This window comes from Janthinobacterium sp. UMAB-56, assembly GCF_900095265.1.
Classification (GTDB): Bacteria; Pseudomonadota; Gammaproteobacteria; order Burkholderiales; family Burkholderiaceae_D; genus Janthinobacterium.
Map to the genome: position 1 here is coordinate 80,521 of NZ_LT607659.1, position 18,496 is coordinate 99,016.

The window sequence follows — 18,496 nt, forward strand, 5'->3', positions numbered from 1 at the left end:
AAATCGTCGTTTTTCGCAACGAAGTCGGTTTCCGAGTTCACTTCGACCAGGGCGCCTACGCCATTGGCGATATAGGTTGCCACGACGCCTTCAGCGGTGATGCGTGCCGATGCTTTCGATGCCTTGCCGCCCAGCTTGACGCGCAGGATCTCTTCCGCACGCGCCATGTCGCCTTCGGCTTCGGTCAGTGCTTTTTTGCATTCCATCATTGGTGCGTCGGTTTTGCCGCGCAATTCGCCTACCATCGCTGCTGTAATCGCTGCCATGTGTTTCTCCTGATTCGGTGAGTCGACAGTCGCGGCCGGGCATATATGCCTCGCCAGCGGTCACTATCGTTTTTTTGTTAAAAAAAAGGGGGAGCTGCTGCCACCCCTTTTCCCTTACTGCTGTGCTTACAAACGGCTATCTTGCGACAGCCTGGCCATTAAGCCTGTTCGTTTACTTCGACGAATTCGTCGCCAGCGGCTGCTTTAACCATTTCAACAACTTCGTTACCGGCAGCTGCACGGCCTTCGATGATTGCATCAGCAACACCGCGAGCGTACAACATGATGGCTTTCGAGGAGTCATCGTTACCTGGGATCACGAAGTTCACGCCTTCTGGGGAGTGGTTGGTATCGACAACGCCGATGACCGGGATGCCCAGTTTAGCTGCTTCGGTGATCGCACCTTTGTGGTAGCCGACGTCCACGACGAAGATTGCGTCAGGAATGCCGCCCATGTCCTTGATGCCGCCGATCGATTTTTGCAGCTTGATCATTTCGCGGGAGAACATCAGCGCTTCTTTTTTCGACAGCTTCTCGATCGAACCGTCTTCGACCATCACTTCCATGTCTTTCAGACGCTTGATCGAGGTCTTGATCGTTTTGAAGTTGGTCAGCATGCCGCCCAACCAACGTTGATCAACGAAAGGCACGCCAGCGCGTTGTGCTTCAGCAGCGATGATTTCGCGAGCTTGACGCTTGGTGCCAACCATCAGGATGGTGCCACGGTTTGCAGCCAGTTGACGCACGTGCTTCATTGCGTCCTGGTACATCGCCATGGTTTTTTCCAGGTTGATGATGTGGATCTTGTTGCGATGGCCGAAGATGAACGGTGCCATTTTTGGATTCCAAAAACGGGTTTGGTGACCAAAGTGGACACCGGCTTCCAGCATTTCGCGCATTGTTACGGACATTATTAACTCCAGGGTTGGGTCTGGAATCCGATCAGTCACCATACAGGCACCCTTGTCGACCGGATTCGCGTGTTTATATAGATTAAATACACTGTTTTACTACATTGCTTAAAAGAGAATTCAAGCAACCCGGGATTCTACACCGAAATGACCGCCACATCAAGTCCGCACTGCAAATCGCGGGCCCTGCGGAAACGGCCCACGCACCACGCTGGTGCATGGCATGGGCACACCGCCTGTCCACGCCAACTTCTGCCGTCAATCCCTGCTCATCCATAGGAAGGAGGGGCGGATTCAGGTCGCCTCGTTTATAATTTCGACATATTTGCAGACTTTTTCTCCTACGCTGAAATTCGTCTGTGCTTTTTACCCGAACATCTTGCAGATTGCGAATCACACCATGTCCACCATCCGTATCAATTCCGCCGCCGACATCGAAGGCATGCGCGTTGCCGGCAAACTCGGCGCCGAAGTTCTCGACTACATCACTCCCTTCGTCAAGGTCGGCGTCACGACAGGCGAACTGGACCGCCTGTGCCATGAATACATGGTCAACGTGCAAGGCACCATCCCTGCCCCGCTGAATTATTGCCCGCCCGGCTACACGCCTTACCCGAAGGCCATCTGCACCTCCGTCAACGACGTCATCTGCCATGGCATCCCCGGCGACAAGGTCCTCAAAAGCGGCGACTCCGTCAACCTCGACATCACCGTCATCAAGGATGGCTACCACGGCGACAACAGCCGCATGTTTCTCGTCGGCACGCCCACCATCCTGGCCAAGCGCCTGTCGGAAATCACCTATGAATGCATGTGGCTGGGCATCGACCAGATCAAGCCCGGTGCCCACCTTGGCGATATCGGCCACGCCATCCAGCAGCATGCGGAAAAGGCCGGCTACAGCGTAGTGCGCGAATTCTGCGGCCACGGCATCGGCAAGGTCTTCCATGAAGAACCGCAGGTGTTGCATTACGGCAAGCCAGGCACCCTGGAGCGCCTGGAGGCGGGCATGATTTTCACCGTCGAACCGATGATCAACTCGGGCCGCCGCGAAATCCGCGAAATGAACGATGGCTGGACCATCAAGACCAAGGATCGCAGCCTGTCGGCGCAATGGGAACACACGGTGCTGGTGACGGAAACGGGCTATGAGGTACTCACCGTCTCGCCCGGCATGCCGCCACCGCCCGCCTTGATCCTGAACAAAGCCTGATTCTTCCATCCCACGCACCGCCACCCCAGGGCCCAGATGAAAAAGCAAGTTCGGGAACAGCTGAAACAGCAACTGAAAGCCGACCGCCAGGTCGTCATTGCGGCCTTCCAGGCTGACGGCAAGCCTGAAAAACTGCTGCGCGGGCTGCGCCACAGCGTCGATGGCGTGCTGGCGCGCGCCTGGCAAGAAGCGGGCTTGCCACCCGGCACGGCCCTGGTGGGCGTGGGCGGCTATGGCCGCGGCGAACTGTTTCCCTATTCCGACGTCGACCTGCTGATCCTGCTGCAACAGGCGCCGGATGCGGCGACGCAGGAAAAGCTCGAGGAACTGGTGCAACTGCTGTGGGACCTGGGCCTGGAAATCGGCCACAGCATCCGCACGGTCGAGGAATGCCTGGTCGAATCGAAGGCCGACATCACCGTGCAAACGAGCTTGCTCGAAGCGCGCCTCGTGTGCGGCAACGCAGACTTGTTCGCACAATTGCAGCAGCGCTACGAGGCGGCGATGGACCCGCAGGCGTTTTTCCAGGCGAAAACGGCGGAAATGCGCCAGCGCCATGCCAAATACGAAGACACGGCCTTCAGCCTGGAACCGAATTGCAAGGAAAGCCCGGGCGGCCTGCGCGACTTGCAGGTCATCCTGTGGGTGGCCAAGGCGGCCGGCCTGGCCAACTCCTGGCGCACCCTGGCCACCGGCGGCCTGATCACGCTGACGGAAGCGCGTCAGCTGATGGAAAAGGAACGCGCCTTCAAGGATATCCGCGTGCGCCTGCATCTGCATGCGGGACGGCGCGAAGACCGCCTGGTGTTCGACGTGCAGACGGCCATCGCAGAATCACTGGGCCTGCAAGCGACGGGCAGCGGGCCGCACATGCGCCGCGCCAGCGAATTCCTCATGCAGCGCTACTACTGGGCCGCCAAGACCGTGACCCAGCTCAACACGATTCTGCTGCAAAACATCGAAGCGCGCCTGTTTCCGCAAGATGACGTGGCCGTGCCCATCAACGCGCGCTTCAATGAAGTCAACAGCCTGATCGACATCAGCGCCGACGATACGTTCGAACAATACCCGTCGGCCATGCTGGAGATCTTCGTCCTGATGACCGAGCGCCCGGCCCTGAAGGGCATGACGTCGCGCGCCACGCGGGCCCTGTGGCACGCGCGCTTCAAGATCGACGCCACCTTCCGCCAGGACCCGGTCAACCGCGCCCTGTTCCTGCGCATCATGCAAGCGCCGGTCGGCATCATCCATGCGCTGCGGCGCATGAACGAGATGAGTATCCTGGGGCGCTACCTGCCCAATTTCCGCCGCATCGTGGGCCAGATGCAGCATGACCTGTTCCACGTGTACACGGTCGACCAGCACATTCTGATGGTGGTGCGCAACATGCGCCGCTTCACCATGAGCGAACACGCGCACGAGTACCCATTCTGCAGCCAGCTGATGGCCGATTTCTCGCAATCGTGGCTGCTGTACGTGGCGGCCCTGTTTCACGACATCGCCAAGGGCCGCGGCGGCGACCATTCGAAACTGGGCGTGGCCGACGCTACCCAGTTTTGCCAGGACCACGGCCTGTCGCCGGAAGACACGGAACTGGTGGCTTTCTTGGTGGAAAATCACCTGACCATGTCACAAGTAGCGCAAAAGCAAGACCTGTCCGATCCCGACGTTATCGCCGCCTTTGCGAAAGTGGTCAAGGACGAGCGCCACCTGACGGGCTTGTACCTGCTGACGGTGGCCGACATCCGCGGCACCAGCCCGAAAGTGTGGAATGCCTGGAAGGGCAAGCTGCTGGAAGACTTGTACAAGATCACCCTGCGCGTGCTGGGCGGCGAGCCGCATACGGCCGACCGCGAGCTGAAGAACCGCCAGCAGGAAGCGCTGGCCACGCTGCGCCTGTACGGCTTGCCGCCGGACGCGCACCTGAAACTGTGGCAGCAGCTAGACGTGGCGTATTTCCTGCGCCATGACGCCTCCGACATCGCCTGGCAGACGCGCTCGCTATATGACAAGCTCGACAGCAAGTTGCCGGTGGTAAAATGCCGGCTGGCGCCCATCGGCGAAGGCTTGCAGGTCGCCGTGTACATTGCCGACCAGCCCGACCTGTTTGCGCGCATCTGCAGCTATTTCGACCGCAAGAATTTCAGCATCCTCGACGCGAAGATCCACACGACGAAAAATGGCTATGCGCTCGACACCTTCCTGGTCACCGAGCAAAATTTCGCCAAGAGCTACCGCGACATCATCAGCCTGATCGAGCATGAGCTGGGCGAACTGCTGCAGTCGCAAACGCCGCTGCCGCCGCCCGGCAAGGGACGGCTGTCGCGCCTGTCGCGCACCTTCCCCTTCCATCCGACCGTGGATTTGCGGCCCGATGAAAAGGGCCAATACTATTTGCTGTCGGTGGCTGCCAACGACCGCACGGGCCTGCTGTATGCGATCGCCAATGTGCTGACCAAGTACCGCATCAACTTGCACACGGCCAAGATCATGACCCTGGGCGAGCGGGTCGAAGACGTCTTCCTCGTCGACGGCCCCGCCCTCAACAATGCCCGCAACCAGATAATGCTGGAAACCGATTTACTCGATGCGCTGAAAGTCTAGACTGTCCGCGCAGCGCCTACCCTTACTGAAACTGAAACAACATGACCGAAGAATTATTACGCTTGTCCAAACGCATGTCCGAACTGGGCCTGTGCTCCCGCCGCGAAGCCGATGAATGGATCGCGCGCGGCTGGGTTCGTGTGGATGGCAAGGTGGTGTCCGAGCTGGGCAGCAAAGTCACCCCCAGCCAGAGAGTCACCGTGGAGCGCCAGGCGGCGGCCGAGCAATCGAAGCGCGTCACCGTGCTGATCAACAAGCCGGTCGGCTATGTCAGCGGCCAGGCCGAAGACGGCTACACGCCCGCCGTGGCCCTGATCAAGGCGGAAAACCGCTGGGCGGAAGACCGCAGCCCGGAACAATTCCACCCCACCCAGCTGCGCAGCCTGGTGGCGGCGGGCCGCCTGGACATCGATTCCGTCGGCTTGCTGGTCCTGACGCAGGATGGACGCGTGGCCAAGCAGCTGATCGGCCACGATACCGATATCGACAAGGAATACCTGGTGCGCGTGAGCTACACCAAGGGCGGCACTTTGCCCGACAGCGAGCTGAAAAAGCTCAACCATGGCCTGTGGCTCGACGGCAAGCCGCTGCTGCCGGCCAAGGTGCGCTGGCAAAATGAGGACCAACTGAGCTTTACCCTGCGCGAAGGCAAGAAGCGCCAGATCCGCCGCATGTGCGAAGCTGTCGGCCTGAAAGTGCTGGGACTGAAACGCGTGCGCATCGGCAAGGTCAAACTGGGCGACCTGCCGACGGGCCAATGGCGCTATCTGAGCGCGGACGAACAGTTTTAAGCATCAGCACCCCAATGGCATGCCGCGTGGCATGCCAGGCCCGGCTGGCAACAGGTATATAGTGATATAAATTTAACTATTGTGATTTACTTAGTAAATATTGCTTTAAACCTATACACTATTCCTCATTAGAACAAACGAGATACGCTGTCGTGAACGATCCCATCCCTAATCCCCTGCGCAAGGGCGCGCCCAGCCTGGCCGACGTGGCCGAGCCGATGGCGCCCGGCACCAAGCCGCACCATATGAGCGATCCGTGGGATATCGGCGAAACCCTGTGCAGCCTGGCTGACAACGGCGACGCCATTTCCATCTACCCGACGGGTGGCGAAGAGCTCATCCTGGCGCGCATCCTGTCCGTCGACGATGACTTGCCGCAATTCGTGCTGGAACTCAATGAAGGCGCCACCCTGCCCGAAGGCGGCGCCACGTTTGTATCATGGGTGCAAAACGCCAAGCTGCAATTTACCATCAATGGCGAATGGGAAGCCTATCCCGAGCGGCCGAACGTCTACCTGACCAATTTCCCCAGCCATTGCCTGGTGCTGGAACGGCGCGAGTCAGCGCGCCTGGAAACGCCGCTGGGCGTGTATTACCTGGCCGCCTTCGTGCTTGAGGGGCGTCCATACGAATTGCAGCTGTATGACTTCTCGGCCGGCGGCATCGGCATGCGCGCCCATCCGCGCGACACGGTTGGCCTGTACGTGGGGCGCAAACTGTCGCGCGTGCGCCTGGAACTGGGGCCAAACAAGGTCATGATCGCCGACCTGGAAATCCGCCTGTCGCGCACCTTCCGTTCCTTCCTGCTGGGAGAACAGGTGCAGATAGGCTGCCGCTTCCTGAACCTGACGGAGGCCATGCAGGATGAATTGAAAGCCTTGCTCGATAACCTGGGCAGCAACCGCAAGGTGCGCTAGGCTCGCCAGCTTTGCTTATGGCATAAAAAAATGGCCGCCCAGCTCATGCTGCGCGGCCATTTCTTATGGACTGTCAAAATTTCGGGTCAGCCCCGAAACTTAGTCGTCTTCGTTGGGGTCCAAATCAGGAAACATGACCTCGGTATAGCCAAATTGCGTAAAATCAACGATGCGCATCGGATATAAAATGCCGTGCAGGTGGTCCACTTCATGCTGCACCACTCTGGCATGGAAGCCGTCGCAATCGCGGCTGATGGGCTGGCCGAACTGGTCCATGCCTTCATAGTGCAGCTCGCTCCAGCGCGGCACGCTGCCGCGCAGGCCAGGCACGGACAGGCAGCCTTCAAAGCCCTCTTCCTTGCGTTCCGACAAAGGCGTCAGCACAGGATTGATCAGCACGGTTTCCGGCACTTGTGGCGCATCGGGATAGCGCAGGTTCTGCTTGAAGCCGTAAATCACCAGCTGCAGATTGACGCCGATCTGCGGTGCCGCCAGCCCCGCGCCATTGGCCGCATGCATGGTGTCGAACATATCCGTGATCAAGGCATGCAATTCGGGCGTATCGAATTCACGCACGGGCTCGGCCATGCGCAGCAAGCGCGGATCGCCCATCTTCAGAATTTCACGTACCGTCATTTTTCTTCCAGTGCCGCTTGCAATTCTTGCAGGTAAGTGCGGAAGGCTGCGCCCGTTTCCGGATGCTTCATGCCCATCGCCGTCGTTGCCTTCAGATAACCCAGCTTGGAGCCGCAGTCATAGCGCTGCCCCTGGTAGCGGTATGCCAGCACGCGCTCTTCGCGCATCAGGGCGGCGATGCCGTCCGTCAACTGGATTTCACCGCCGGCGCCCGTGCCGATATTTTCCAGGTGGCTAAAGATGCGGCTGGTCAGCACATAACGGCCCACTACGGCCAGGGTCGATGGCGCCTCTTCGGGCGCGGGTTTTTCCACGATGGCCGAGACCAGTTCCAGGTCGGGCTGATAATTCTTTGCCGACACGATCCCGTACTGCTTGGTTTCCGCGCGCGGCACGTCCTGCACGGCCAGCAGCGAGCAGTTTTCATACTGGAAGACATCAGTCATCTGCGCCAGCACCGGGCGCACGCCCTCTTCCACATCCATGAAATCGTCGGCCAGCAAGACGGCAAACGGCTCGTCGCCAATCACGGGGCGGGCGCACAGTACGGCATGCCCCAGGCCCAGCGGCGCCGATTGGCGTATGTAGATGCAATTGATGTGCTTGGGAATGACGTTTTGCACCATCTCGAGCAACTGGCGCTTGCCAGCCGCTTCCAGTTCCGACTCGAGCTCATAGGCCGTATCGAAATGGTCTTCGATGGCGCGCTTGTTGCGGCCCGTGATGAAGATCATTTCCGTGATACCCGCCGCCACGGCCTCTTCCACCGCGTACTGGATCAAGGGCTTATCGACGATGGGCAACATTTCCTTCGGTTGCGCCTTGGTGGCCGGTAAAAAACGGCTGCCCAGGCCGGCGACGGGAAAGACTGCTTTTCTGATTTTTTTCATAGGTCTTCTGTAAGAGGTTGAATGATTAGTCTAGTGTGAGCAAAGCCAGCAGGCCAGCCTCGTCGAGTATGGCCACGCCCAGCTCCTGCGCCTTGGCCAGCTTGCTGCCGGCGTCCGAGCCGGCCACCACATATCCTGTCTTTTTCGACACAGAACCGCTGACCTTGCCACCAGCCGCTTCGATCAGCTCTGCGGCCTCGTCGCGACTCATGTTGGGCAAGGTCCCCGTCAAGACGAAGGTCTTGCCGTCCAGTTTGCCGCCAGCGGCTGGCATTTCAGGCAATTGTGACAGTAATTCATTTCTCAGGGCGTCCAGTTGACCAAGCAGCTTGACATGCTCCTCATCGGCCAGCCATTGTGCCAGCGCCTCGGCCACTGCCGCGGGCAAGCCCGCGTGGAAGCTGGCGCCCTGCGCAGCCAGGCCGGCCAGGGTCACGCCCCGCTCCACCAACTGCTTGCTACGCGGCTCCGTCAGCTTCGGGATACCGATGGCCGCCAGCAGCTTGGTTTGCTCCAGTTGCGTGCGCAACTTGGCGCTGGGCGCATGTTCGCCCTGCGGCGTGACACCCGCATCCAGCAACGCCTGCAGCGCCTGCTGGTTCTTTTCTTCGGCAAAGAAGTCGGCGATGGACTCGGCCACGGTGCCGCCGATGTCCGGCAGCACGCGCAGCAAGGCCGCCGGCGCGCGGCGCACATACGCCAGGCTGCCCAGCCATTCGGCCAGGGTCTTGGCCGTCGATTCGCCCACGTGGCGGATGCCCAGCGCAAACAGGAAACGCTCGAGCGGCGGGCGCTTGCTCGCGGCGACACCGGCCAGCAGGTTTTCCGCCCATTTGGTGGGAATCTTGCCTTGTTGCACTGTTTCCGGCGTCGAACCATCGCGCTCGTCGGCGCGCAGCTTCATTTCCAGCAATTTATCCAGGGTCAGGCTGTACAGGTCGGCAAGGCCATGCACGTATTCCAGTTCGACCAGGGTATCGATATAGCGTTCCCCCAGCCCTTCGATATCCATCATGCGGCGGCCCGCGAAATGGCGGAACGCTTCCTTGCGCTGTGCCGAGCAGAACAGGCCTCCCGAGCAGCGGGCAATCGCTTCGCCCTCTTCGCGCACCACGTGCGAACCGCACACGGGGCAAGCCTCCAGCATCTTGAACGGCAGCGGCGCCGGCTCGGGGCGCTTCTCCAGCACCACGGACAGCACTTCGGGAATCACGTCGCCGGCACGGCGCACGATGACGGTGTCGCCCACGCGCACATCCTTGCGCAGCACTTCGTCTTCGTTGTGCAAGGTCGCGTTGGTCACCGTCACGCCGCCGACTGACACGGGCGCCAGGCGCGCCACGGGCGTCATGGCGCCCGTGCGGCCCACCTGGATATCGATGCCCAACACCTGCGTCAGCGCTTCTTCGGCGGGGAATTTGTGCGCCAGCGCAAAGCGCGGCGCGCGCGACACAAAGCCCAGCTCCTGCTGGTCTTGCGTCGCGTTGACCTTGTAGACCACGCCGTCTATCTCATAAGGCAAGGCCGGGCGGCGCGCGCCGATATCGGCGTAGTAGGCCAGCAAGCCCTGCGCCCCCTGCACCACACGGCGCTCGCCGGACACGGGAATGCCCAGGGTTGCGTACCAGTCCAGCAAGGCCGCATGCGAGACAGGCATGGCGGCGCCATCGAGGGCGCCGATGCCGTAGGCATAGAAACGCAGCTTGCGCTGCGCCGTGATGCGCGAATCGAGCTGGCGCAGGCTGCCGGCTGCCGCATTGCGCGGATTGGCGAATTCCTTATGGCCCGCCTCGCGCTGGCGCTCGTTCAGGCGGGCAAAATCGGCCTTGAACATCATCACTTCGCCACGCACATCCAGCAGCGCCGGCACATTCTTGCCATGCAGGCGCAAAGGGATGCCGGAAATGGTGCGGATATTTGCCGTCACGTCTTCGCCCGTGGCGCCATCGCCGCGCGTGGCCGCCTGTACGAACAGACCGTTTTCATAACGCAGATTGATGGCCAGGCCGTCGAATTTCACTTCGACCGCATATGCGACATCCTGCGCATCGAGGTCCAGGCCTTCGCGCACGCGACGGTCGAAATTGACGATATCGTCGTCGGAGAAACCATTATTCAGCGACAACATCGGCACCGTGTGCGTGACTTGCTCGAATTGCGGCAAGGGGGCAGCCCCCACGCGCAAGGTGGGCGAGTCGGGCGCGCGCAGCGCGGGGTGCGCCGCTTCCAGCGCCTGCAATTCGACAAACAGCTTGTCGTATTCGGCGTCGGGGATGGTGGGATTGTCGAGCACGTGGTAAGCGTGCAGATGCCGATTGAGTTCGGCAGTGAGTGCCAGGACGCGTTGGGCGGCGTCCTGGTTGATCGGATCAGTCATTATTGCGCGATTCTTCAGCTAAATAAACGCAGGGCGCGGGTGGAACCGGCCGGAATGTCGGCCGCGTCCATTTCCTGGTAAAACTCTTGCACCTGGCCGGCGATCTCGGCCAGCGCGGAGTCCGACAAGGCCTGGTTGTAATCGTCGACGATGGTGGCGTCAAGGCGGCCCACCAGTGCCTTGGCGCAAGCGACCATGGCGCCGAAACCGTCGCGCGCAGGCGCCACGCAGGGCACATCCAGCAGCAGGGTCAGGCGCGGCGTCGTTTCCTCGGCCAGGGTGACATTCGTCGACAACGAGAATAGATAACTGCCGTCGCCGTCCGGCATGACGAAACGGCCGTCCGGACGCACGTCAAAGCCCTGTTTTTCCAGCGCGAACAGCAAGGTGGAAATGGCCCATGGCGCGCCATTCGTGTGCAGGTTCACGCCCAGCTGGGCGTCGTGGCCGGCAACGAAGCGGTGCAGATTGCGCGCTTCGGCCATCACTTCCATCATGTCGGGCACTTCCGGCTCGGCGCCGATCTCGTCCGCCACGCCGCGCAGGCGCGTGACCAGCTCGGAGTATTCGAGTTCGTTCAAGGCCGTGCTGCGGCTGGCCAGCTGCACGCCGCCCTGCATCTTGGTGTAGACACCGCCATGCGTGATCGGTTCCCAGTCGCCATTCACGTGCAAGCCGATGAAATGCACGGGCTTGTTGCCCACCAGGCGCAGGGTTTGCAGCACGGGCAAGATCTTGTCGCCGCGCACGGGCGCTTCCAGCGACAGGGGCAGCAGGCAATCGATCAGCGGGTCGACCAGGCTGGTCGCCTGTTCGCTGGCGGCGCTGACTTCTTGCTGCACCGGCGCGGCAGGAGCGGTTGCAGCTTCCACGCCGCTATCGCCCAGCGACGGTTCCGCGTGCACGGGCGCGTCCGGCACAACGGCCGCTGGCGGCGCGCCGAACGACGGTTCGGCCTTGGCGGCTGGCGCAGTATCGAAGCGCGGCTCCTGGCGCAGGACGGCTTCCTGGGCTTCCTCTGCGGGGGCGTCGCCCTCGCGCATCAGCACGTCATCGTGGTCGCTGGAAAAGGCCCGTTCCACACTTTTCTTGGCCTTGTACTCCTGCCATTTGTTGTACGAAAAAACACCGACGATAAAGACGCCGCCGGCGCCGAACAAGGTAATTTGAAGGTCTGTCATGCTGCTTGTGCCTCGGTAGCAAAATTTGCGGCGGACTCCATGTCCACCGCCACGATGCGCGATACGCCCTGCTCCTGCATCGTCACACCGATCAATTGATGGGCCATTTCCATCGCAATCTTGTTATGCGAAATGAAAAGGAATTGGGTCTGGTCGGACATGCGCTTGACCATGCGGCAGAAGCGTTCCGTGTTCGAATCGTCCAGCGGCGCATCGACTTCGTCGAGCAGGCAGAACGGCGCCGGATTCAGGCGGAACATGGAAAACACCAATGCGGTCGCGGTCAGCGCTTTCTCTCCACCGGACAACAGGTGGATGGTGGCATTTTTCTTGCCGGGAGGCTGCGCCATGACTTGTACACCGGAATCGAGAATCTCGTCGCCCGTCATGGTCAGCTTGGCCTGTCCCCCGCCGAACAGGATGGGGAACAGCTCGGAAAAGTGGTGGTTGACCTTGTCGAAGGTGTCTTGCAACAGGTCGCGCGTTTCCTTGTCAATCTTGTGGATCGCGTCTTCCAGGGTATTGATCGCTTCCGTCAGGTCGGCATTCTGGGCGTCGAGGAAATTCTTGCGCTCGGACGCCTGCGCCAGTTCGTCCAGCGCGGCCAGGTTGACGGCGCCCAGGGCCGTGATGGCATTCGTCAAACGCGTCACCTCGCCCTGCAGATACGAGGGACGCATGTCCGGGTGCAGCTTTTCCGTCAGGGCGGCCTCGTCGGCGCCCGACTCCAGCAATTGCTGGGCGAATTGCTCCTGGTTCAAGCGCGCGGCCTGCTCCTTGAGCTGCATTTCCATGATCTTGTCGCGCTGCGGCTGCAGGCTGCGTTCCGACTGCGTGCGCGCATCTTCGGACAGGCGCAACTGCTGCGTGATCTGGTCCAGTTCGTGTCGCGCATCCGCCAGCGCCCGCTCCTGCGTGGTGCGGCGCTCGAGCAAGTCCTGCAAGCCGTCGGCCGCCGCGCCGCTTTCCAGGTTGGCCAGTTCCAGTTCGCCTGCCTGCAGGCTGGCCGTCACTTGCTGGGCCTGCGTACTGGCCGTGGCGATGTTGCGGCGCAATTCCTCGATCTTCGCGCGGTGGGCTTTTTCCGCATATTCCGTATCCTTGGCGGCGCGTTCGAGGTCGCGCAAGGCTTCGCGCGCCTCGGACAAAAGCTGCTCTTTCTGCAGAAAGTCGGTATGGCCGTCTTCGTGCGCTTCCTGCAAGTTGCCCAGTTCCATGTCCAGCTGTTCGAATTTTTCTTCCGACTCCAGCTTGGCCTGCATCTGCTCCGCCTCCTGCGCAGCGATCTCAAACAGGTCGGCACCGATCTGCGTGCTGCGCTGGTTGAAGCGCGCTTCCACTTCCGACAGTTTCACCACGTCCAGTTGCAGAGTGTGCACGGACGACGTCAGTTGCTGTATGCGCAGGCGCAAGTCGGACAGAGTGCGTGTCAGCGTGGCGACGGCCGCATCGGCCCGCACGGAACGGGCGCGCGCCTCTTCGGCCAGCAATTGCTGCGCGCGCAACTGTTTGCCGATATTGTCGATTTCCTGCTGGCGCCCCAGCATGCCTTCCTGCTCCGAATCGGCCGCATAGAAGCGCACGCTGGTGGCCGTCACGACGTGACCTGCACGGGTGACGAAATAGCCGCCCGGCGGCAAGTTGCCACGTTGCGCCAACGCCTCGGCCGCGTCTTCCACGGCATAGGCGTTATACAGCCAATCCTGCAGCAAGCCGCGCAAGCCCGGATCATTCAGTTTGAGCAAATTCAGGAAGGGCTTGAGGCCCGGCACTTCCGGCTGGGGCAGCGGCGCCACCGTGGACGGCGCGTACAGGGCCAGCTTGGCCGGTGGCGCGTCTGCAAAGAACGCCTTGGCCCAGTCGATATTCGACAGTTGCAAGGCCGACGTGCGCTCGCGCAAGATCGATTCCATGGCTGCTTCCCAGCCCGCTTCGATCTGCAGCTTTTGCCACAGGCGCGGCAAGGTGTCGAGCTCGTGCTTTTTCAACCATGGCTGGACCTTGCCCTGGGTCTGCACCCGTTCCTGCAATTGTTTCAACGCGGAAAGACGCGCTTCCAGCTGGGCGTTGGCGTTTGTTTCGGCATTGACTTGCGCCTGCGCCTCCATCCGCTCCTGCTCCAGCTTGGGCTGTTGTTCCAGCGCCTCTTCCAGGTAAAAACCCTGTTCTTCCAGGGTTTGCTGCTTTTCTTCCAGCTGCAGTTTCAGATTTTCCAGGTGGCTGCTGTCGGGCAGGCTCAGGCTGTTCTTTTCCTGCTGCAGGCGCTCACGGCGCGTCAACAGGCTGGCCAGGATGTTCGAAGCATTGCGCTGGTGCGCCGATTCCAGCTCCAGCTGCTGCTGGGCCTGCATGATCCGCGCGCGCGATTCCGTACTCTTGTGTTGCGCGGCGCGCCAGGCGGCGTCCAGTTCGGGCAATTGCTCGCCCTTCTGTTCGGCCATCATTTGCGACTGCTCCACCTTGGCGGCCAGTTCCTCGAGGTGGAATTGCGCCTCTTCGATCTGTTCCTGGTATTCCGCGCCTTGGCTGTTCCACTGGTCGCGCTGGGCCGTCAGCGTCGCCAGCTGCGCCTGCAGGCGGGCGCGCGATTCGATGACGAACTTGATCTGCGCTTCCAGGCTGCCAATTTCCGCATTCGTCTGGTACAGATGGCCTTGCGCCGTATGCAAGCGGTCGCCCACGGCAAAGTGCGCCTGGCGCATCTGCTCGAGGGTCAGTTCCACGTTGCGCAGCTTGGCTGTCTGCTCTTCCAGGTCCGTCTGCGCCTGTTCCACTTCGCGGAAATAGCGCGTCTGCTCGTTTTGCGCCTCGTTCTTGCGCAGCAGCCACAGCAGTTTCTGCTTTTCTTCCTGGTCCGCCTGCAAGGCGTGGAAACGGGTGGCCACGGCCGCCTGCGCTTCCAGCTTTTCCAGGTTGGCATTGAGTTCGCGCAAGATGTCTTCCACGCGCAGCAAATTCTCGCGCGTGTCCTGCAGGCGATTTTCCGTCTCGCGGCGGCGTTCCTTGTATTTCGACACGCCGGCCGCTTCTTCGAGGAAGACGCGCAATTCTTCGGGGCGCGATTCGATGATGCGCGAAATCATGCCCTGGCCGATGATGGCGTAGGCGCGCGGGCCAAGGCCGGTGCCAAGGAAAATATCCTGAATATCGCGCCGGCGCACGGGCTGGCCGTTGATGTAATAGGTAGAGGTGCCGTCGCGCGTCAGGGTGCGCTTGACGGCGATCTCGGCGTACTGGCCCCACTGGCCGGACGCCTTGCCATCGTTGTTGTCGAACACCAGTTCCACGGAAGCGCGACCGGCCGGCTTGCGGTGGGTGGAGCCGTTGAAAATGACGTCCTGCATCGATTCGCCGCGCAATTCCGACGCTTTCGATTCGCCCAGCACCCAGCGCACGGCGTCGATGATGTTCGACTTGCCACAGCCGTTCGGCCCGACCACGCCCACGAGCTGGCCTGGCACCTGAAAATTGGTGGGATCGACGAAAGACTTAAATCCCGACAACTTGATGGAAGAGAGACGCACGTGTTTTAGAGTTCCTGGCCTATGCTGGCGGTTGAGATCGGTGGACCCGGTACATTGCAGTACACGGTCACCTAGGTCACCCTTGCGGCGGCAGTCTGGCCGCTTACCGCAAAAAAGTGCTTCATCATACCATTTCCCGATGCTTTTCTGGCCAAAAAACCGCAGCGTCAAGTGCCAGCCGACGCCAGCTCAAGGGGCTGGGCGGCCGTCCTGCGCCAGTTTCCAGTCTGCGCGGGAAAAAACGCGCTCATGACCGGACAGGAGCAAGGCCAGTTTTTGCAGCCATTGTTCGGTCGGCATGGGTTCGGCCTTGAAGCTGAGCACGACCATCAGCGCCAGACTGGCCAGGGCCAGCGCATGGCTGACGGCGAAATGGACGGCACCTCGGGCATTCCACATGAAGCCCAGCGCCAGCGCCAGTCCCAGCACACAGCCGCTGACGGCTTCCGACACGCTGTGCGCATGCACGAGCACGCGAGAAATGGCAACCAGCACGGCAAAGGCCACGCCGACCAGCACGCCGGCATGGCGCATGCGCGGTTCGGCTCGCTGCAACAGCACATACATCAGCACGGGAAACACGGCGCCGGCGCGCATGGCGTGGCCGCTGAAACCCGTAAAATCGAGCGTACTGCTGCCCACGCCCCAGCTCATGAAGGCCAGCTTGGACAACACCACGAGGGCCAGGCCGCCGCCGTACCACAAGCTCCAGCTGAGCACCAAACGCCATTGGCGCGAGACGAGCAGCCACAAGGCAATCGCCACACCAGCCGGCCCCATCACGGACATATCGGCCGCGAAAGAAATTCCATTCCACCAAGTCATCGTGCCTGCACTTATTTCATGATCAGCGTGCACTATGCCACGACTGTGCCCTGTTCCGCGCGGCTTTTGCTGTACTGCGGCAAAAAATTACATTCCATTACAAAGTTTCCTTGGTGAAACTATGCGCTTCGCGCGTGCCCGGCGCGCGTCAGATATTCGTCAGGCGCTTGCCCCTGGGGGGCGCAAAGTCGCGGATCGATTCGATCATGCCCACTTCCAGCGCCTGGTCGGCCGTCAGGTGCAGGTCGGAATAGGCATGTACCTGCCACTGCTCGTCCGTCAGGTTGACATGGCCGCGCAGGATGCGCTCGGTACGCATGTCGTCCGCGCGCAAGCCTTCGACGATAATGCTGAGCGCGTCGGGGCGCGAACCGGGCGAGGCTGTCGCATGCGACTTGTGCACCATGAAGCGGGCCGTGTCGCTGGCATGCCGGTGCCGCCCCGCCAGGAACAGGCTGACGGCGATGGACGCCACGGCGCCCGCATTGTAGGTAATGATGTCGAGTGGCAACTTACTCAGGAAGTTGTACAGACAGATGCCATCGCTGACATAACCGCCATTGGACTGGATCAGGATGTGCGCAGTGGAAAGCTTGTCTTCCGTGATGTCGGCCACGGCATTGAAGACGCGCCGCACCATGTCACTGTTGACATCGCCCGAGAGGGTAAAGTAACCGTGCTGCTCAGTGTTGTCTTGTGTCTCGTGCTGTGTCTCGTGCTGCGTCCCGCTCTGTGTCGTGCTCATGGCAACCACCCGCAAGAAAGCCAGAACTTCATCATAGCGCATTCCTGCGCGGCGGGGCGCCCACTTGCGCTGCCGAGTCCCCCTCCCAGCCGCGCAAACTGGGGCTTTTGCTGCAATTTGGCAACGTCTTTTCAGATTGACAGAAAGACCCTGCTGGCATATATTCCTCCCACTTGATCGGGAGAGGGCAACCCAGCGTTGCCGCCGAAGGGGCACTACCCAAAAACTCTCAGGCAAAAGGACCGATCAGGCGGACTGAAGCTGTTGCTTTGGCGACATATTTAGTTCAACTCTGGAGAGCGGCCGCGGCTTTACGCAAGCGGCCCACCGAAGGGGCGCACGGGGCAAGCCCCCGTAATCTCTCAGGTACAAAGGACAGAGGGGTCAGTGATCACGCCGGAAAGCCGTGTTTGGCGCCGTGTGTTCTGTTAACTTCCCCCCTTTACCTTCGTCCCGAGGAATCCATGACGCTCAAAGCGACCCCACTCAACAACGCCCACCGTGCCCTCGGCGCCCGCATGGTCGATTTCGGCGGCTGGGACATGCCCGTCAACTACGGCTCACAAATCGAAGAGCACAACGCCGTGCGCGGCGACGCCGGCATGTTCGACGTGTCCCATATGTGCGTGGTCGATATCGAAGGCCCCAACGTGCGCGCCTTTTTGCGCGGCTTGCTGGCCAATAACGTCGACAAACTGCAAGTGTCGGGCAAGGCGCTGTACTCGTGCATGTTGAATGCCGAAGGGACCGTCATCGATGACCTGATCGTCTACTTCTTCAACGAAAACTGGTTCCGCCTCGTCGTCAACGCAGGCACGGCGGAAAAAGACGTGGCCTGGATGCAGCAGCAAAATACCAACACCAACAGCGGCCTGACGATTACGCAGCGCCGCGATGGCAATGACGCCATGGCCCTGGTGGCCGTGCAAGGCCCGAACGCGCGCGCCAAAGTGTGGCAAGTGCTGCCGCAAACGCAAGCCGCGTCCGAAGCCATCAAGCCTTTCAACGTCGTCATCGTCAAGGACACGGCCTTCGGCGAAGTCATGCTGGCTCGCACCGGCTACACGGGCGAAGACGGTTTTGAGATCGGCGTGGCCGCGACCCAGGTGGAAGCCCTGTGGAACGCCCTGATCGCTGCCGGCGTCAAGCCGGCTGGCCTCGGTGCGCGCGACACCCTGCGCCTGGAAGCGGGCATGAATCTGTACGGCCAGGACATGGATGAAAGCGTCAACCCGCTGGACGCGGGCCTGGCCTGGACCATCGACTTGGTCAGCGAGCGTGAATTCATCGGCAAGGCCGCCCTGCTGGCCAAAGGCCAGAACGCGCAATTCGTCGGCCTGATCCTGCGTGAAAAAGGCGGCGTGCTGCGCGCCCATCAAAAAGTCATCATCGCCGGCAACGACGCCACGGGCGAAATCACCAGCGGCACCTTCAGCCCGACCATGCAGGAAGCGATTGCCCTGGCGCGCGTGCCCAACGGCGTAGCTGTAGGCGACACCGTGCACGTGGAAATCCGCGGCAAGCAGCTGGCCGCCTCCGTCGTCAAGCTGCCTTTCGTGCGTAACGGTAAAATCCTGGCTGCGTAAGCGATTAGCGATAGAGAGCCACCGCCCGCA

The 18,496-nt window shown here is 61.1% G+C and carries 13 protein-coding genes, 1 pseudogene and 2 riboswitches; of the genes and pseudogenes, 5 read left to right on the forward strand and 9 right to left on the reverse strand.

The annotated features are described in order from the left end of the window. A pseudogene (locus K0F85_RS28860) lies at window positions 1-266 on the reverse strand (elongation factor Ts); the annotation flags it as partial. Window positions 267-424: 158 nt separating this feature from the next. Then, window positions 425-1,177, reverse strand: a complete 753-nt coding sequence (rpsB, locus tag K0F85_RS16955) for a 30S ribosomal protein S2 (RefSeq protein WP_071077760.1) — start codon at window positions 1,175-1,177, stop codon at window positions 425-427. 400 nt (window positions 1,178-1,577) lie between these two features. Between rpsB and map the strand changes: the two genes are divergently transcribed. The 4 genes from map to K0F85_RS16975 all read left to right on the forward strand — a co-directional run bounded on the left by map (window position 1,578) and on the right by K0F85_RS16975 (window position 6,702). Further along, window positions 1,578-2,390, forward strand: a complete 813-nt coding sequence (gene map, locus K0F85_RS16960; protein WP_096238442.1) for a type I methionyl aminopeptidase — start codon at window positions 1,578-1,580, stop codon at window positions 2,388-2,390. Between the two features lie 36 nt (window positions 2,391-2,426). Further along, window positions 2,427-4,994, forward strand: coding sequence for a [protein-PII] uridylyltransferase (locus K0F85_RS16965; protein WP_219117149.1), 2,568 nt, complete (start codon window positions 2,427-2,429; stop codon window positions 4,992-4,994). Window positions 4,995-5,035: 41 nt separating this feature from the next. Continuing rightward, window positions 5,036-5,785, forward strand: a complete 750-nt coding sequence (locus K0F85_RS16970; protein WP_152252659.1) for a pseudouridine synthase — start codon at window positions 5,036-5,038, stop codon at window positions 5,783-5,785. Between the two features lie 152 nt (window positions 5,786-5,937). Continuing rightward, window positions 5,938-6,702 carry a flagellar brake protein gene (locus tag K0F85_RS16975; protein WP_219117150.1) on the forward strand — a complete coding sequence of 255 codons (765 nt, stop codon included), beginning with the start codon at window positions 5,938-5,940 and terminating at the stop codon, window positions 6,700-6,702. Window positions 6,703-6,801: 99 nt separating this feature from the next. Here the strand turns inward: K0F85_RS16975 and def are convergent, their stop codons facing one another. From def to K0F85_RS17010, 7 genes are all read right to left on the reverse strand, one after another. Beyond that, the gene (gene def / locus K0F85_RS16980) at window positions 6,802-7,338 is read right to left on the reverse strand and encodes a peptide deformylase (RefSeq protein ID WP_219117151.1); all 537 of its coding nucleotides are present in this window, start codon (window positions 7,336-7,338) and stop codon (window positions 6,802-6,804) included. Continuing rightward, complete coding sequence (galU, locus tag K0F85_RS16985) at window positions 7,335-8,228, reverse strand: UTP--glucose-1-phosphate uridylyltransferase GalU (RefSeq protein WP_219117152.1); 894 nt, start codon at window positions 8,226-8,228, stop codon at window positions 7,335-7,337. The genes def and galU overlap by 4 nt, the downstream gene beginning before the upstream one ends. Before the next feature lie 25 nt (window positions 8,229-8,253). Then, window positions 8,254-10,605 carry an NAD-dependent DNA ligase LigA gene (gene ligA / locus K0F85_RS16990; RefSeq protein ID WP_219117153.1) on the reverse strand — a complete coding sequence of 784 codons (2,352 nt, stop codon included), beginning with the start codon at window positions 10,603-10,605 and terminating at the stop codon, window positions 8,254-8,256. Between the two features lie 14 nt (window positions 10,606-10,619). After that, window positions 10,620-11,786: a cell division protein ZipA C-terminal FtsZ-binding domain-containing protein gene (locus K0F85_RS16995; protein ID WP_219117154.1), complete on the reverse strand. Its 1,167-nt coding sequence runs from the start codon at window positions 11,784-11,786 to the stop codon at window positions 10,620-10,622. Further along, window positions 11,783-15,310, reverse strand: a complete 3,528-nt coding sequence (gene smc, locus K0F85_RS17000) for a chromosome segregation protein SMC (RefSeq protein WP_219117155.1) — start codon at window positions 15,308-15,310, stop codon at window positions 11,783-11,785. Before smc ends, K0F85_RS16995 begins: the two co-directional genes overlap by 4 nt. Window positions 15,311-15,499: 189 nt before the next feature. Further along, complete coding sequence (locus K0F85_RS17005; protein WP_257572840.1) at window positions 15,500-16,135, reverse strand: phosphatase PAP2 family protein; 636 nt, start codon at window positions 16,133-16,135, stop codon at window positions 15,500-15,502. Between the two features lie 148 nt (window positions 16,136-16,283). Further along, window positions 16,284-16,880 carry an ATP-dependent Clp protease proteolytic subunit gene (locus K0F85_RS17010; RefSeq protein WP_257572841.1) on the reverse strand — a complete coding sequence of 199 codons (597 nt, stop codon included), beginning with the start codon at window positions 16,878-16,880 and terminating at the stop codon, window positions 16,284-16,286. Window positions 16,881-17,048: 168 nt separating this feature from the next. Continuing rightward, window positions 17,049-17,135, forward strand: a riboswitch (glycine riboswitch). Window positions 17,136-17,162: 27 nt separating this feature from the next. After that, a riboswitch (glycine riboswitch) is annotated at window positions 17,163-17,269 on the forward strand. A 75-nt stretch (window positions 17,270-17,344) separates the two neighbouring features. Between K0F85_RS17010 and gcvT the strand changes: the two genes are divergently transcribed. Continuing rightward, complete coding sequence (gene gcvT, locus K0F85_RS17015) at window positions 17,345-18,466, forward strand: glycine cleavage system aminomethyltransferase GcvT (protein WP_219117157.1); 1,122 nt, start codon at window positions 17,345-17,347, stop codon at window positions 18,464-18,466. Window positions 18,467-18,496 lie beyond the last annotated feature (30 nt).

Excerpts from the sequence above, each read along its gene's own strand:
- rpsB (WP_071077760.1), bottom strand. The coding sequence starts at position 1,177 with ATGTCCGTAACAATGCGCGAAATGCTGGAAGCCGGTGTCCACTTTGGT.
- map (WP_096238442.1), top strand. The coding sequence starts at position 1,578 with ATGTCCACCATCCGTATCAATTCCGCCGCCGACATCGAAGGCATGCGC.
- K0F85_RS16965 (WP_219117149.1), top strand. The coding sequence starts at position 2,427 with ATGAAAAAGCAAGTTCGGGAACAGCTGAAACAGCAACTGAAAGCCGAC.
- K0F85_RS16970 (WP_152252659.1), top strand. The coding sequence starts at position 5,036 with ATGACCGAAGAATTATTACGCTTGTCCAAACGCATGTCCGAACTGGGC.
- def (WP_219117151.1), bottom strand. The coding sequence starts at position 7,338 with ATGACGGTACGTGAAATTCTGAAGATGGGCGATCCGCGCTTGCTGCGC.
- galU (WP_219117152.1), bottom strand. The coding sequence starts at position 8,228 with ATGAAAAAAATCAGAAAAGCAGTCTTTCCCGTCGCCGGCCTGGGCAGC.
- ligA (WP_219117153.1), bottom strand. The coding sequence starts at position 10,605 with ATGACTGATCCGATCAACCAGGACGCCGCCCAACGCGTCCTGGCACTC.
- K0F85_RS16995 (WP_219117154.1), bottom strand. The coding sequence starts at position 11,786 with ATGACAGACCTTCAAATTACCTTGTTCGGCGCCGGCGGCGTCTTTATC.
- K0F85_RS17005 (WP_257572840.1), bottom strand. The coding sequence starts at position 16,135 with ATGACTTGGTGGAATGGAATTTCTTTCGCGGCCGATATGTCCGTGATG.
- K0F85_RS17010 (WP_257572841.1), bottom strand. The coding sequence starts at position 16,880 with ATGAGCACGACACAGAGCGGGACGCAGCACGAGACACAGCACGAGACA.
- gcvT (WP_219117157.1), top strand. The coding sequence starts at position 17,345 with ATGACGCTCAAAGCGACCCCACTCAACAACGCCCACCGTGCCCTCGGC.